General features: G+C 58.2%; 11 protein-coding genes and 1 pseudogene. 6 read left to right on the plus strand and 6 right to left on the minus strand.

Going from position 1 to position 15,199, the window contains the following annotated elements; all coding sequences use genetic code 11:
• From repC to L610_RS15570, 5 genes are all read right to left on the minus strand, one after another.
• The coding region (gene repC / locus L610_RS15550; RefSeq protein ID WP_144702040.1) for a plasmid replication protein RepC at positions 1–753 on the minus strand (753 nt) is incomplete at its 3' end.
• A 163-nt stretch (positions 754–916) separates the two neighbouring features.
• On the minus strand, positions 917–1,915 hold the full coding sequence (repB, locus tag L610_RS15555; RefSeq protein ID WP_144706162.1) for a plasmid partitioning protein RepB: 999 nt from the start codon (positions 1,913–1,915) through the stop codon (positions 917–919).
• Positions 1,916–1,999: 84 nt separating this feature from the next.
• Positions 2,000–3,190 carry a plasmid partitioning protein RepA gene (gene repA / locus L610_RS15560; RefSeq protein ID WP_144706165.1) on the minus strand — a complete coding sequence of 397 codons (1,191 nt, stop codon included), beginning with the start codon at positions 3,188–3,190 and terminating at the stop codon, positions 2,000–2,002.
• Positions 3,191–4,079: 889 nt separating this feature from the next.
• The gene (locus L610_RS15565) at positions 4,080–4,481 is read right to left on the minus strand and encodes a type II toxin-antitoxin system VapC family toxin (RefSeq protein ID WP_144706167.1); all 402 of its coding nucleotides are present in this window, start codon (positions 4,479–4,481) and stop codon (positions 4,080–4,082) included.
• Entirely contained in the window at positions 4,478–4,711 is a 234-nt protein-coding gene (locus tag L610_RS15570) for an AbrB/MazE/SpoVT family DNA-binding domain-containing protein (protein ID WP_144706169.1), read from the minus strand. The genes L610_RS15565 and L610_RS15570 overlap by 4 nt, the downstream gene beginning before the upstream one ends.
• A gap of 1,028 nt (positions 4,712–5,739) precedes the next feature.
• Between L610_RS15570 and L610_RS20580 the strand changes: the two are divergent.
• The 6 genes and pseudogenes from L610_RS20580 to L610_RS15600 all read left to right on the plus strand — a co-directional run.
• Positions 5,740–5,915 (plus strand): annotated as a pseudogene (locus L610_RS20580) (helix-turn-helix transcriptional regulator); the annotation flags it as partial.
• Between the two features lie 62 nt (positions 5,916–5,977).
• On the plus strand, positions 5,978–8,746 hold the full coding sequence (locus L610_RS15580; RefSeq protein WP_144706171.1) for a DNA methyltransferase: 2,769 nt from the start codon (positions 5,978–5,980) through the stop codon (positions 8,744–8,746).
• Positions 8,743–10,800, plus strand: a complete 2,058-nt coding sequence (locus tag L610_RS15585) for a DEAD/DEAH box helicase (protein WP_144706173.1) — start codon at positions 8,743–8,745, stop codon at positions 10,798–10,800. Before L610_RS15580 ends, L610_RS15585 begins: the two co-directional genes overlap by 4 nt.
• Positions 10,793–11,977: a GIY-YIG nuclease family protein gene (locus tag L610_RS15590; RefSeq protein WP_144706175.1), complete on the plus strand. Its 1,185-nt coding sequence runs from the start codon at positions 10,793–10,795 to the stop codon at positions 11,975–11,977. Before L610_RS15585 ends, L610_RS15590 begins: the two co-directional genes overlap by 8 nt.
• Before the next feature lie 1,244 nt (positions 11,978–13,221).
• Complete coding sequence (locus tag L610_RS15595) at positions 13,222–14,031, plus strand: hypothetical protein (RefSeq protein ID WP_144706177.1); 810 nt, start codon at positions 13,222–13,224, stop codon at positions 14,029–14,031.
• A 436-nt stretch (positions 14,032–14,467) separates the two neighbouring features.
• Entirely contained in the window at positions 14,468–15,001 is a 534-nt protein-coding gene (locus tag L610_RS15600; RefSeq protein ID WP_144706179.1) for a hypothetical protein, read from the plus strand.
• A gap of 26 nt (positions 15,002–15,027) precedes the next feature.
• Here L610_RS15600 and L610_RS15605 read toward each other — a convergent pair.
• A partial coding sequence (locus tag L610_RS15605) for an integrase core domain-containing protein (protein WP_144706181.1) occupies positions 15,028–15,199 on the minus strand: 172 nt, incomplete at its 5' end.

Here is a 15,199-nt window from a genome sequence, read left to right on the forward strand (position 1 = left end):
TTGAGACTCATTGGCGTTCAGATTCTGCGAATTAATGAAGGATTCCAATGCGTCGCGGATGTCCTGCCAAAGCGCGTCGAGCTCAGCGGAGATCGCTTCGAGGGTCTCGAGGGCGGCCGTACGCGGCAGGCGCGAGATGATCTCCTGGTAGGCAAGCTGGATCCTGCCCCAGTTGCCGGGTACGCCTTCCTCAATGCCGGTCTCGATCATCTTGACGATGTCGCGGCGAATGATGGTGATCTTTTCACGTGCCACTCGTACGGCGCGACGCTCGGCGCGCGTCTGTTCGGCGAGCTCCTTGAACTCTGCGGCACGGGCAACCAGCGGCGACAGGTCAAAGCCGTAGGCCTGCTCGATTGAGCCCCCCTCCCCTTTCCGGGCAAAGCGCTTGCCGTTCGGGCTGTCGCGGCGGATGATCAGGCCGCACTCGACGAGGTTGGCGAGATGCCGGCGCAGCGTTGCCGGCGACATGCCGTTGGCACGCGCAATGAGCTGCTCATTCGACGGCCACACGACCAGCTGGCTCGCGCCGGAAAGCTCCGCGTCGGGGTGAAACGACAGCAGCGCGTCCAAGATCGCGAGTCCCCTGTCGGTTGCTCCAATCGCATTGCGCGCTTCCTTAATATCCCTGAAAACCTGCCACTTTTGCACRCTGGMAGTGCTGGCGACGTCCTTTGCCGCCATTTGCGCTGCAAGCATGCCGAGCGACAGCGACCGCCGCCCGAACGGCGTCGTTGCCAAATGCGTCTGCATCTTTCCCTCACCTACGTTGAGGCAAAAGAAACCTGCTCGCCAAAACGACGCACCGAGCCACCAGGACTCTTGACAGCGATTCGCGGATTTGCGATTCTCGACTTGCTACAGAACGAGAGAGGCTTCCACGACGGGGACGTTTGGGGGCCTTTTTCTTTTGCTATCAGTCTCCTGCTTGAACCTTCCTGTTGTGTCTGAACGCCTCATACAGGGTGTCCAGATTACGGGTAATCCAATCGCCGAAGGCCTTCCCTTCAACGTTGGAAAATTCAACGACAATGCTCTTTGTCCTGGAAACCGATTTCGCGCTGGCGGCAGCGTCAGCGGCCGCCCAGGTCACGGTCGGGTTTTCCTTCTTCGGTCTCCTGGCAACGGATCGCGCCTGGTAGCGCTTCATATATTCGTGCAGGACGTCGAACCGTTTCTCCGGATCAAGCGCCACGAAATCGTCTGACGCGACGTACGACCGGGCCACTTCGAGATGGGCGGGCTTTAGCAAGAGCTGTCGCAGGCTCAGCCACTTGTCGCGACCGATCTTCTTGCATGCCCCCAAGACCGAAACGATCTCATGTGGAACGGCTTCAATGACGCCGAGCATTTTTGACAGCATCGCATCATCGATGCCCATGGCCGACTTTACCACGTCCTTTGTCATGCCCTGCTCCAGCAGGTTCCGCGCAAAGAAGGCCCGCTCGATGAACGAGAGATTGGAACGCGCCGAATTCTCCTGGCCCTGAGCGATCGCAGACGCAATTTCATCCAGCTTCTTGACGACTGCGCGCACCCGACGTCCGAGTTCGCGTGCGACGCGCAACCGGCGATGACCAAACACCACGATGTACCGTCCATCGACGTCCGGATGAGGCCGAACCAGGATGGGACTTGACTGGCCGTTGGTCGAGATCGCGGATCTCAGCTCAACGTACTCATCTTCGTCGTCTTGGAGACGGTCAGCGATCGGCGAGGCATCGACCAGGGCGGGATCAAGCTCAATGATCGCTTCCCCTTCCATAAGCCTCTTCGTGCTCTCCGCCATTTCCTCGATCGACCGTACAACCGTCTTGGCCGCGCCGGTCATTCCATAGCCGGGAGCGGGGCGTGCCTGAGCTTCAGCATTCAGTGCAGCCAAGTCGAGGGATGCGAACGGATTCTTACGTGACACTGCGGCCTCCGGTGCCGAGCTTGAATTCGGCTATTCCCTTGATCTGTTTCAATTTTAGCGAGGAATGTACGGCTGACAAAACACTCATCGCCGTCCCCATGTCTGATGAATAAGGGTGGCGATTTCGCCGTTTGAAGCGTTGAGGCTCTCTATAGCCCGTTCATAGGTCGACCTGACGAACTCCGACTTCTCGACTTCGTAAAGTGTCTGCTTCCGGATCGATGCGTCAGAAATAGCCGTCGACTTCAGAACATGGTTCTTGAGCATGTGCTGCGCGAACAGGCTCTGCATGAAACCGATCATCTGCGTCTGCGGAATGTCTGTCGGTTCAAACCGCGTGATCAGGTACCTGAACCACTTCACCCGGATCTCGGCGCCAGCGTCGGCAACGGACGTCAGGATACCCCCGAGCATCTGCAGGAACTGCGACATCGACATGATATCGAGCATCTGCGGATGGATCGTGATGAGAATGCCTGTCGACGCCATCAGCGCTGTAATGGTCAAATAGCCGAGCTGCGGCGGGCAATCGATGACAACCAGATCGTAGTCTGCATCCACCTCCTTCAGCGCATTCACGATGCGAAGGTGAAACAACCGCCCCTCATCGCCTTTCTTGCCGGCGATCGCCATGGGCACATCGTATTCATACTCCTGTAGCAAGAGGCTGGCAGGCACAACGTGCAGGTTCGGAATGTTGGTTTTGCGAATGACGTTGGAGATTGGGACGCGCTCATCGTCGAAGCGAAGAGCCTCGTACAGAGAACCAACCTCATCCAGCTCCGGCTGAATACCGAAAAGCGAGGTCAGGGACGCCTGGGGATCAAGATCGATGGCCAACACCCGATGCCCGGTCAGAGCAAGATACTGGGCGAGGTGGGCTGCCGTGGTCGTCTTCCCGGAGCCACCTTTAAAATTGACCACGGATACGACTTGAAGAGGCTCACCGTCCTTCCGCTTCGGCACGTAAATCCGACGATCCGATTTCTTATTGGCTTCGAGATGCTCCCGCAGCTCGAGCATCTGCTCTGCCGTGTAGAAGCGACGGCCGCCGCTGATCTCTGGGGAAGGCCCCTTCCCATCTGCATGAAGTTGACGCAGATGGCTCTGAGTCACCCCCAGAAAATCGGCGACCTCGGCAACCTGGAACTTGCGAAGCCCCTTCCTCGCGTCCGGCGGATATTGTTGGGTGCGCAGCATGTTCAAGGCGCTGGAAATCCTCGCGCCCTGCTGCGCAATCTCACGGTCGAACCGGGTAACGACGAGGTCGTTCATCTCGCAAATTTGCCTCTAAGTCGGACAGTTACGCAAAATTTCGCGTACTGACGAAATTTGCGCAATTATCGCGGCGATTCTGGCGTTGGGTCAAGGACTTTAGGGTTAATGAAAAGTTAATACGCGCAAGCACGAGCACGGGAAGAACTAGCACTGTCTGCCCACGTTCGAACTCCTCTAAGCTGCTGACGTATCACTACATTTTTGGGGTTTTGCCGGCTGACAAAAATCCTGCCTGCGAAGACCCGACGTGGACGTGTCGCCGTCGAGTTGCATTGCGCTGCCGTCAACCATGTGACGCGCCAGACGCTCCTCAAGAAAGTAACTGATTCTCCGCAGACCGGATGACACGAAGGGAAGTCGGCCGGGGTTTTCGAGCAGCTGAGCGGTGCTCATAAAATGGCGATTCCGCAGTTCTCCTTCTCGTCGGACGCCAACCCCACTTCAGGTTACACCTGGTCCGCCCCACTTATCCGCGCCCACGCAGAGAAGCGGCTCGAAGGCAATACGCTGCCGATCGGCTACGGCGTCAACAGCGGCCAAATTTGTGAGAACGGGAAGGGGCTCTGGAGCATCCGACACTACCCATTCCAAATCCAACCGGTAATCTCGAGTCGGCAACCGCCTGTATAAGCTTAGGTTGGGACGTCGACCTCAGATGCTCATACGAGAGACCTGACCGGGCAGTGAGGTTGGGAGAGGGGGAAGGGTGCGCGGCGGTTTGGTCCCGGCTCGATAGGAGTCGACCGGCAACGGGATCATCCACCTGGCGCGAGAGCCAGCGCCAATTGGTGGCATGCACCTTGGCTTTCCGATGACCCCGGCTAAGCCCCAGCGACCTGTGGAGCAAGCTTTTGCCTTGCAGGCGATTACGCAGCGCGCGGAGGGTTCACTCAGGGAAAATTAGTTCAACCGTTGGGAAGTAGGTCTGATAACGGCCAACGTCCCGGGTCAGCAGGGGAAGTTCTGCTACAGCGGCATGTGCGCCGATGAAGAAGTCGGGAAGCACACCTGTGCGCGTACCCCCGGATCTGCGGTAGCGCGTGAACACCTTTCCCGCCAGAAACAGCGCCGAGCGGGGCAGGGGCCTTAGCTCAAGACCCGCAGCATCAATGAACGCCTCGAGATCTTCGATCCGCTCATAACGGACCGAAAGTTCCGCATAGACGACGTCGTTGATGACGAGAGGTCCACGGAGGCTCGCCTCTTCCAGTTGCGCGATCGACCAGTCCCCCCAAGCCTCGTCATTGGTGACGAGATCCAAGAGGACGTTCGTATCGACCAGCGTCAAGCTTCGCCTCGCGTCAGAGCCATGATCGCGTCCGTATCAAGGCCCTTGCCTGCGTGTCCGCGCAGCCGCTCAAAGCGCTTGGAAGGTGCCGACTGGTCGGCGCGCAAGATGACGACGCTGCCGTCCTCAGCACGCTTGAATTCAACCTTGCTGCCCGGCTTGATACCCAGAAGATCCCGAACTGCCTTGGGGATGGTAACCTGGCCCTTCGCTGTTACAGTCGTCGGCATGGTTCACCTCGCATTACCTTGTAGTCAGAAGGTATTACCGGCAGAGCGGACCTTCAAGCCTTCCGCACTCGCAAAGCCCCGCGGTCGATCTTGAGTACAGCGGCCACTACGTGACAGGGCCGGCGTTCCCTGAGGAACTCGCCCGCTACCGCGGTCAGTACACCGAGGTGATGAGACTCTTCGCCAATAACATGTAAAACAGCAACTTCCCGCCAGTTTCCCCAGCCAGGAACGTTTCTGCACTTTGCGCGGAGAATCCCCGACGAGGGGGTATTATTGATGTACAATGCCCGGAGCTATTAGAACTTCTACCTTCGCGAGTTCTTCGAGAGAGCTGCGGTCGGCGGCTCAAACAAAGACGGGCTGATCGCGAGGTTCTTGTCGAATGTGAGGGGGGGGGTGGTTGTCTCCACCGATCTCCACGGATCGAAAAAAACTGTTCCGCAAGAGGGGGGATAGGAACCTTCTTCAAACTGCAGAATGCGCGTGCAGGAGATCGTGTTGCTGTGGGGGCTCGCGGTTCCTATCACTATCGTGTGGGACTTAAGCGACAGATGTCGATGGCTTCGGAGGATTAAGGCAGCAGGGGCAATCACGTCGGGACACCGACAATTTCCCACTTGGTTTGCACATCGGTTGGGCTTAGGCGTAACCAAAGGCATCACAAGCCACCAAGGGTGCGCCATCCTGTCTCTTCGAGCTTATGAACTGGGTCGCCCCTTCCAAAACGCGACGATGATGTTTCGCTTCCGCCAAGAGTGCATGGTGGTGGAAGAAGATGCCCAGCTGCCGGTGAATTTCGGTAGCTATGCCTGCCCCCCAATTTCTCGATTTGATCCCAGGCTGCGCAGACCTTCGTCTGAGGGGAGGGGGAGCTGCCCCTTTGCGGTTCATTATGCTCTATCCAACAGAATTGAAGCGAAAGCATTCGGCGGAGTGATCGAGGCAGCCGGAGTATGGCGGGCGAATCGGGTACACTTGACCGGATTTGGCAAGACTTGGCCGCGTGAGGTGTCGCGAGCTCCATCATGGAACAACCCGATAGTGAAATCCTCACGCTGAACCAAGTGGCGGTTTACCTTAAGGCGGGGAAGAAGAGCGTATACAGGCTGGCCCAGCAGGGGGCGATACCTGACGGTTTCGCCGCAGCGAACTGGATTCGCTAAATTGGCAAGCAGAAAGCCGAGAAGAAATGGGACAAGACATGAGTGCCACGCAACGCAGCAATCGTCAGGCAGCCCTACTTGGGAGGAGGGGTGCGCGCTCATGAACGCTGTAGAGATTGAGCAGGCGGTTACGGACCTCACTGAGCAGCCGTTCGACCCCGTTGAGTTTCCCTATGCGTTCCTTGCGGCCTTCGGCAACAAGGAGACGACGCTCAAGCGCCTGCGCACGGGTGCTACGAACAAGTCCGATGTCGGCGGCGTGCTCCAGGCAAACAATATCCATATCTTGACCTGCGCGCCGGGGCAGGTCAGGCAGGCGCTCGCGACGCTCAGGGGCAGCCAGGCCACGGCCAAGGCCAAAGCGAAGTTCATCCTCGCCACGGATGGCGTGGACTTCGAAGCTGAAGATCTTGCCAGCGGCGAGACCGTTGCCTGCGCGTACAAGGGTTTTCCGGATCATTTCGGCTTCTTCCTGGCGCTGGCGGGCATCAGCACGGTCCGTCAGATCAGCGAAAACGCTTTCGACATCCGGGCTACGAGCCGCCTCAATCGCCTGTACGTCGAGCTGCTGAAGGACAACCCCGAATGGGGCCAGGGCGAGCGCCGCCAGGATATGAACAAGTTCATGGCGCGCCTGATCTTCTGCTTCTTTGCCGAAGACACCGGTATTTTCGCGGGCAAGGGGCGCTTCACCGAAACCGTGGGGACAATGAGCGCCAGGGATTCGTCCAACACGCACGAAGTCATCGCCACCTTGTTCCGCGCCATGAACACGAAGCGCGAGGACAGGGCGGGCGGCGGCATTCCGCGCTGGGCTGACGAGTTCCCTTACGTCAACGGACGCCTGTTTTCAGGCAGCGATGAGGTTCCGCGGTTCAGCAAGATCGCGCGCTCCTATCTGCTGCATGTAGGTGGCCTGGATTGGACCAAGATCAATCCCGACATCTTCGGCTCGATGATCCAGGCGATTACCGAAGACGACGAGCGCGGCGAACTGGGAATGCACTACACTAGCGTTCCCAACATCCTCAAGGTGCTGAACCCGCTGTTCCTCGACGATCTGCGCGCCAGGCTGGAAGACGCGGGAGACAACCCGCGCACCTTGCTGAACCTGCGCAAGCGAATTGCCCGCATTCGCGTGTTCGATCCGGCCTGTGGTTCGGGCAACTTCCTGGTGATCGCCTACAAGGAAATGCGCGCTATTGAGGCCGAGATCAACAAGCGGCGTGGTGAGCCAGATCGCGCGTCCGATATCCCGCTCACCAACTTTCGCGGAATCGAGCTGCGCGACTTCCCGGCGGAGATCGCCCGCCTTGCGCTGGTCATCGCTGAGTATCAGTGCGATGTTTTGTACCGGGGACAGAAACTGGCGCTGGCTGAGTTTCTGCCTCTAAGCAGTGAGAACTGGATCGTTTGTGGCAATGCACTGCGACTGGATTGGTTGAGCATTTGCCCGTCGACCGGAGCCTGTGTGAAGATGCAGGCCGATGATCTGTTTGGCACTCCCCTTGATCAGGCGGAAATTGACTTTGAGAACGAAGGGGGAGAGACGTACATTTGCGGTAATCCACCGTTCAAAGGTGCGAGGAAACAGACCCTCGCGCAAAAGAGTGACATGGCATTAGTCTTCGGCGGAGGAAATGACTACAAGGACTGCGATTACGTTGTGGCCTGGTACATCAAGGCATCGGAATACTCCAACGTCCGTGCTACTGACTTTGCGTTTGTCTCGACTAACTCGATTTCTAGAGGTGAGCAGGTTGAGCACTTGTGGTCCCGTCTTTATCGCAACGGCGAATCTATTTTATTTGGTCACACACAGTTCCGTTGGGCGAACAATGCCAAGCTGAACGCGGGAGTATGGTGCGTCATCATCGGAGTCACTCGGGACAAGGCGAAGAGGCGACGCATCTTTGACGGTGAAACAGTCCGTGAAGTGGCGTCGATCTCCCCCTACTTGATTGCAGGTAACGAGGACTACATTCGCCAGGCTGCCGGGGCACTTGCCACTCAGCTCCCAAAACTTGTTTCAGGCAACATGGCGAGAGACGGTGGCAACTTGATCCTGGAGAGCGACGAGAAGGAGTCGCTTCTTAAAGAGGCTCCGAACGCAAGGCCCCTGCTTCGACCACTCATTGGGACGACTGAGATCAGACAAGGGACTCGGCGCTGGTGCATTTGGGTGGAAGATGATGATGTCGGCTTCGCCATGTCTATTGAACCAATCCGCAAGCGGATTGAAGCTACACGGGATTTTCGACTGCGTTCAAAAGCACCAACCACTATTGGCTACTCACGGATTCCACACCGGTTTGCACAGCGATGTCACATTGAGTCGAGTTCCATAGTCTTGCCAAAGAACACGGTGGATGGCATTCCCTACCTGACACCCGATTTCGTATCAAGCAATACGATTACGACTGATCTCGCCTTTGTGACGTTCACAGACGAGGAATGGGTGCTGGCGATCCTTTCTTCCACTCTACATCGCATCTGGGCAGAAGCAATCTCTGGCGGACTTGGGGCCGGGATTAGGTATTCATCGTTGCTCACGTATAACGGTTTCCCGCTACCAGTGCTTACGGAAAAGAACAAGGCCGATCTCACGCGCTGCGCGGAAGACATCCTGCTGGCCCGGGAACGGCACTTCCCGGCGACCATCGCCGAACTCTACGATGCCGAGAAAATGCCCGATGACCTACGCGCGGCGCACGAGCGCAATGACGAAGTGCTGGAGCGCATCTACATCGGTCGGCGCTTCAAGAACGATACCGAGCGGCTGGAAAAGCTATTCGATCTCTACACCAAAATGACCGCTTCGGCTGGCCCGGCCAAAGGCGCGAAGCGCAAAGCGGGGGGCAAAGCATGAACGACAAGATCAAATCCGTACCGTCCGTTTCCGTCAGCTACGCCCGCAGTGGCGCATCGACCAAGGTGAATGCGCTTGGCATGCGCCCGATGCAGGAGCGGGCTTACGAAAAGCGGGGCGAGCAATACCTGCTCATCAAGTCGCCGCCCGCCTCTGGCAAGAGCCGCGCGCTGATGTTCATCGCGCTCGACAAGCTGCACAACCAGGGCATCAAGCAGGCCATCATCGTTGTGCCCGAGAAATCCATCGGGGCCAGCTTCAACAACGAGACGCTGTCGAAGTACGGCTTCTGGGCCGACTGGCACGTGGAGCCGAAGTGGAACCTGTGCAACGCGCCGGGCAATGACAACGGCGGCAAGGTCAAGTCGCTGGGCGCGTTCCTCGAGAGCGATGACAAGGTGCTGGTATGCACCCACGCGACCTTCCGCTTCGCGGTGGACGCCTATGGTGTGGAGGCATTCGATGATCGGTTAATTGCCGTGGATGAGTTCCACCATGTGTCGGCCAATCCCGACAACAAGCTGGGCACGCATCTCGGACAGTTCATTGAGCGCGGCAAGACGCATATTGTCGCCATGACCGGCTCGTACTTCCGGGGTGATGCCGAGGCTGTGCTGTCGCCACAGGATGAAGCGAAGTTCGATACCGTTACCTATACCTACTACGAGCAGCTCAGCGGCTACGAGTACCTCAAGCAGCTTGATATCGGCTACTTCTTCTACAGCGGGTCTTACGTTGACGACATCCTCAACGTCCTCGATCCAGAAGAAAAGACCATCATCCACATCCCCAACGTCAATTCGCGCGAAAGCACGAAGGACAAGCTGCGCGAGGTGGAGCACATCATCGAGGCGCTGGGGGAGTGGCAGGGCATCGATCCGGCGACAGGTTTCCAGCTTGTGAAGCGTCCTGATGGTCGCGTGCTGCGCATTGCTGACCTGGTGGATGACGAGCCTTCGAAGCGTGACCGGGTGGTGGCCGCGCTAAAAGACCCGGCGCAGAAGAACAACCGCGACCATGTCGACATCATCATCGCTCTGGGCATGGCGAAGGAGGGATTCGACTGGATCTGGTGTGAGCGTGCGTTGACCGTAGGCTACCGCGCCAGCCTGACTGAAATTGTGCAGATCATCGGTCGGGCGACCCGCGACGCGCCGGGCAAGACGCGGGCCACGTTCACCAACCTGATCGCCGAGACGGACGCATCCGAGGAGGCAGTCACCGAGGCCGTCAACGATACGCTAAAGGCCATTGCGGCAAGCCTGCTGATGGAGCAGGTGCTTGTGCCGCGCTTCGAGTTCAGGCCCAAGAACCCCGATAGCGGCCCGACGCCAGACTTTGACTATGGCGAGGGCGGCTATGACCCAGATCGCTGCAACACCGGCTTCAACGATCAGACGGGCACATACCAGATCGAGATCAAGGGGCTAGTCGAACCCAAGGGCAAGGAGGCGGCGCGAATTTGTCAGGAAGATCTGAACGAAGTGATCGCGGCTTTCGTTCAGGACAAGTCCAACATCGAGCGCGGCCTGTTCGATGAAGAGCTGGTACCCGAAGAACTGACTCAGGTCCGCATGGGCAAGATAATCCGGGAGAAGTATCCGCATCTCGAGGCCGAAGACCAAGAGGCGGTCCGTCAGCACGCCATTGCTGCGCTCAACCTCGTCCAGCAGGCCAAACGGCTGGTTACGGACGGCGAAAACGGCGAGGTGGCGCGCAACACCTCCCTAATAGACGGGGTGCGTCGTTTCGCGATGGATGTGCGCGAGCTAGACATAGACCTCATCGACCGGATCAACCCCTTTGGCGAAGCCTATGCCATCCTCGCCAAGAAGATGAACGAGGAGAGTTTGAAGCACGTCGCTGCAGCCATTTCGGCCAAGCGCACGGCCATGACACCAGAAGAGGCTAAAGTGATCGCCACGCGAGCAGTGGAGTTCAAGCGCGAGCGGGGCCGGGTACCATCGGTGACTTCGCAGGACCCTTGGGAAAAGCATCTCGCTGAAGGCGCGGCGGCCTTTATGCGCTACAAGGCAGAGGGGCGTTATGAGTAATTCCGATCTCGATGATCTGGCCGCGGAACTGGCCGAGTTCGCACCGCCCGAAAAGAAGAGAGGGCGTTCGCCCATCGAAGAGCGCGTGATCGCCGGTTTCGAGGAAATTCAGCGTTTCGTCGAAGAGCATGGGCGAGTGCCGCAGCACGGCGAGGATCGCGACATCTTTGAGCGCCTGTATGCAGTGCGGCTCGACCGCCTGCGCGCGCTTCCGGAATGGCATGCCTTGCTGGAGCCGCTGGATCATCAGCGCTTGCTGGCCGGGTCACCTGCTGCCGCAGGTTCAGCGAATGAAGCCATAGACGTCGACGAATTGGCATCCGAGCTTGCAGACGTTTCCTGCGACAATGACATCACGGTCCTGCGCCATGTCCGCGGTAGTGCCGAAAAAAAGGCTGCGGAGGAGATCGCTAACAGGGAGAAATGCAAAGACTTTGATCGCTTCAAGCCGTTATTCGATCAAGTGCAGCGCGAGCTTGCGGCTGGATTTCGCGAGACCCGGCCATTCCGTGATGATGCCCGTATCGAGAGGGGCCACTGGTTCATTCTCGGCGGCCAGAAAGCATATATTGCCGAGGAAGGGGAGGAGTTTGTTGCCGACTATGGGCGAAAGGATCGTCGCCTGCGGGTGATCTTCGACAATGGAACGGAGAGCATGATGCTCAAGCGCTCCGTTGAGAGAGCACTGCAAAAGGACGAGGCGGGTCGGCGCATCACTGATCCAGTCGCCGGGCCGCTATTTGCCAGCGAGAGTGAATACGGCGACCTCGCCAGCGGCACGATTTACGTCCTTCGCAGCAAGTCCCAGGATGCCGCCATCACTCCGCACCGCGATGTGCTCCACAAGATTGGCGTGACCGGTGGTGACGTGAAATCGAGGATCGCTAACGCCAAGCTCGACCCGACCTTTCTGCTGGCCGATGTGGAGGTTGTTGCGACCTATAATCTTGCCAACATAAATCGGACGAAGCTTGAAAACCTGATCCATCGCCTCTTCGATCCAGCGCGGCTTAATATCGAGATTAAAGACCGATTTGGAAATCCGGTGATCCCGCGCGAATGGTTTCTTGTCCCGCTGTTCGTGATCGACGAAGCGGTTGCTCGCATCAGGGACGGCAGCATTACCGGCTATGTGTACGACACAAAGGCCGCGAAGCTTGTGATGGCAAGCAACTGATGGCGCGGTTCGTTAAACTGTCGTTCCGCTCGTGGTGCGGGTAGTGGAGCCGATGCCGCTATGGGCGGGGGAGAGTCCGAGCGTCGCACCGCTGCGCAGCGAAAGATCGATCGTGCCTTCGATGAGCCTGCGTTCGTTAGCGAAGCCGCTTTCGGCCGGAGTGCTGAAGATGTTGGCGACGTCTTCGAAGCGCAGGCTGAGCCTAATCGTCAGAAGCGGGAGGAGGCTGATGAAGAGCCCCCTTCTTCCAGGGCAAAACAACTTTCTGTGGATAAGTGTCTGAGGGTCCAATTCTCCCTCGGCGAGCCCCAGACTCGCAACCCCCCGGCGGTGCTGGCTCTCAGCCGTTTCCCAGGTGGCAAATCAAAAAAAACGGTGAAAGCCGGGACTTAGCGAAATGTGTCCTGGGCTCTTGCCGGGAATCCGAGTACCGGCGATACTGCCCATGCCTCTGATGAGGCGTCTCCATCATGGCGCGCCAACGCCACGATGGAGACTAACTCAGCCCTTCTTCCTCAAGGAGCTAAGCTATGTCTGCTGATACCCGCTTTCTTTCGTCATTTGAAGCCACTCGGCGAACACGTAAGAGCTGCTCGACCCGACGGCCTACATAGCAGCTGCTCCGCCCTGCGTTCGCCTGATCGATAGGCGAGCTCCCAACACCTCAACCTGAAACCCTGCCAGCGCGCCCGCGCACTCCGTGCGTGAGGATGAAGTGCGTCCGCGCGTGGCCACCTCCAGAAAGGACCCTCACTATGGGTGTGATTGAACGAAATGGTTCATTCAACGAGCAGCGGATGGCCGAGCGGATCGATGCGCTACGATCTTTCCTGCGCGCTCTCGAGCGACTATAGCGCGGCCAGCAGCCAGACGCGTCGGAGCTAGAGGACGCACCTTTGACCGCCAACTGGCGTTTCGGCCAATGCGGTCTGCCTGGAGGGCGCAATGTTCGACCATCCGGTGCGGGGCAGCGGTGCGGGGCAGCATTGCGCCTTTCAGGATCACCCCGGAGCTCTGGTATATCGATCTGGAGCTCGGTTTCGCGCACACCTCTTCGCGGTTTTATCGCTTGGGAAATCCGGCGAAAGCCATTCCCGACAACGTCGACTGAGGACCAGGAAAGACAGGCCACGGACAACAGGCAGAGCAACTCGTTACCGCGGTCTGCGGTTGCTTTTCCGATCGAGTCCCTGTCGAGGCAGGCCCGGCCTGGGGCGTAGCCCCAATTTCAGAGGATCAATGCAATGTGTACCAATTCCTGTGAGACTGAAACACCACCGAATGCTGGCTCCGAACTTGACGCCCTCCTCAAGGAAGTCGTCGAAAAGGTCCGCGCTTCGCTGCACTTCGACCAAATATCCCTGGACAAGTGCTTGTCAGTGATCACGGCTGACCGGTCGGTAGCTCGTAGCGAAGATGAGCTTTTCAGCCGTGCTTTTTCAATACTCCTAGACGATGCGGACCACCTGCGGGTCGAGGAGCGCGACAGCCGTGCACTCTTTATTCTCAAGTCAGCTCTGGAACAAGCGAGACGGGGAAGCTGGGAAAACCTCCAGCTTGAGCCTCTTGGGCAAGAAAGTGAACCGTTGAACACCTCTAATCATCCTGTCTGGATTGTGGGCGACGGGGTGACGGAACGGATTCTCTTTGTCGATCACGTTTGGGATACCCGTTCCCCCTCGTTCGCGGAGAGGCGTTGCAGGCTGATGGCTCTGGCTCTCACGGCCGCAGACAAGCTCTCCATAACAAATCCAATGGATTCTCCTTGGCAACGCACAGGGGTCGGGATTGCGATGATCGACTGCTCAGACAGCTTCTCTGTCCCACTGCAGGGCGTCTATCGTTTGAGCGACATCGATCCGCTGTTCGGTGTGGACGGCATAGGCAAGACGCTGAAAGACTTGCTACGCCGCTTCAGGGAAGAGGTGCAGGTGGAGCTCGACAAAGCCGCGGCGAGGTTAAATACAGGCACACGACTGTGGCTCGATTTTCCGCTGAGACTATACCGCACCACGGACGTGCCACCAGCAATGTCCGAAGGCGGCAATCAGTGACGGTGATCCGAGCTGCAGCGTCTGGATGGATCTCCTATCCGCTCTGACTTCGGGTCGGCATGCATTTTGTTGATGCTGACCCTGCCCATGGCTAGGAACCGCCGCGCAGAGAGGGAGGAGTTGCCGAAATTTCCGATTCAGCAGCAAACGCCGTCTGAAGGTATGTTGGTGAAATAGCATATGAAAGGGCAAACGACGTTTGCGCAGGCGACAGATTTCTCGCTGCAGCTTCCCCCATCTTCGATGGCACGACGATGCGCCTGCTCTGGCCTCCAGAGGGGCGCTGGGGGATGCTGTACTTTCCTCCCGCCAGTTGGCTGCAAGACGTCAATCTGTTCGGCCGGTCTTGCCGATAGGAGAAACTTGATGGCTTTTGGAGGGCGATCACCTTTCATCAGGCAGCGTGCAGCGCATCATTGAATGTCAGGAGATGGTAATGGAACTCAAGGCAACGCCTGCCAATGAGAGTCGAGAACTCTCTGATGATTCGATTGAGAAACACAACGCTCGCGTCGCGGACTTCGATGCCGAACTCTATCGGGTGCTTGACGCGATGACTGACGACCAGTGTCGGGAGGTTGTCGCCATGGCCAAGGAGGAAGGCCTCGCGATGAACCAGATCGCGGAACGAATGCGCACGCCGCTTGGGGGTAAATGGGCGGATAACGAACACGTTCGGGCAGGCATTGACATCTACCAGTCCGCTCTCCTGCGCCTCGACGAATATGACGACGACTTCCGGCCTCGTCCTGCCCGTATCCCGATGGCGACGACCGCGGATGGCGCTGAAATCTTCTACCTGACAGCTGAAGGGGAATACGAAGTTGTCGTGGCCGATCGCTCGGCGCGGTTCAAAGCTGGCTTCGATCCGAAGTTCCGCATGGATGTCAGTGACGCAGCCCGGGCCGAAGATATAGCGCGCAAGTTGATTGCAGACGGGTCCCGCAGCCTCGACCTAAAGATGGCCTGACCCCATAGGGTGGTCCGGTTTCAATCTTAGTTCATGATCGGCCTTGGGGCTATTGCCTGGGCAGATGACGGTGCTGCTCCGCTTGCTGGCGCAGGCCAGATGATGGCCTCGGGTGCCGGTGGCTTGTATCCAAGCGACGAGTGTGGCCTCTCGGTGTTGTAGTACTGCGGATTCCGAGCTGAAGCCGGCCGGCATTCC

Source organism: Aminobacter sp. J44 (genome assembly GCF_007829415.1).
GTDB lineage: Bacteria > Pseudomonadota > Alphaproteobacteria > Rhizobiales > Rhizobiaceae > Aerobium.

Bases quoted from the DNA above. Each gene is read 5' to 3' on its own strand.
- repA (WP_144706165.1), bottom strand. From the start codon at position 3,190: ATGAACGACCTCGTCGTTACCCGGTTCGACCGTGAGATTGCGCAGCAG.
- L610_RS15585 (WP_144706173.1), top strand. From the start codon at position 8,743: ATGAACGACAAGATCAAATCCGTACCGTCCGTTTCCGTCAGCTACGCC.
- L610_RS15580 (WP_144706171.1), top strand. From the start codon at position 5,978: ATGAACGCTGTAGAGATTGAGCAGGCGGTTACGGACCTCACTGAGCAG.
- L610_RS15600 (WP_144706179.1), top strand. From the start codon at position 14,468: ATGGAACTCAAGGCAACGCCTGCCAATGAGAGTCGAGAACTCTCTGAT.
- L610_RS15590 (WP_144706175.1), top strand. From the start codon at position 10,793: ATGAGTAATTCCGATCTCGATGATCTGGCCGCGGAACTGGCCGAGTTC.
- L610_RS15570 (WP_144706169.1), bottom strand. From the start codon at position 4,711: ATGCCGACGACTGTAACAGCGAAGGGCCAGGTTACCATCCCCAAGGCA.
- L610_RS15595 (WP_144706177.1), top strand. From the start codon at position 13,222: ATGTGTACCAATTCCTGTGAGACTGAAACACCACCGAATGCTGGCTCC.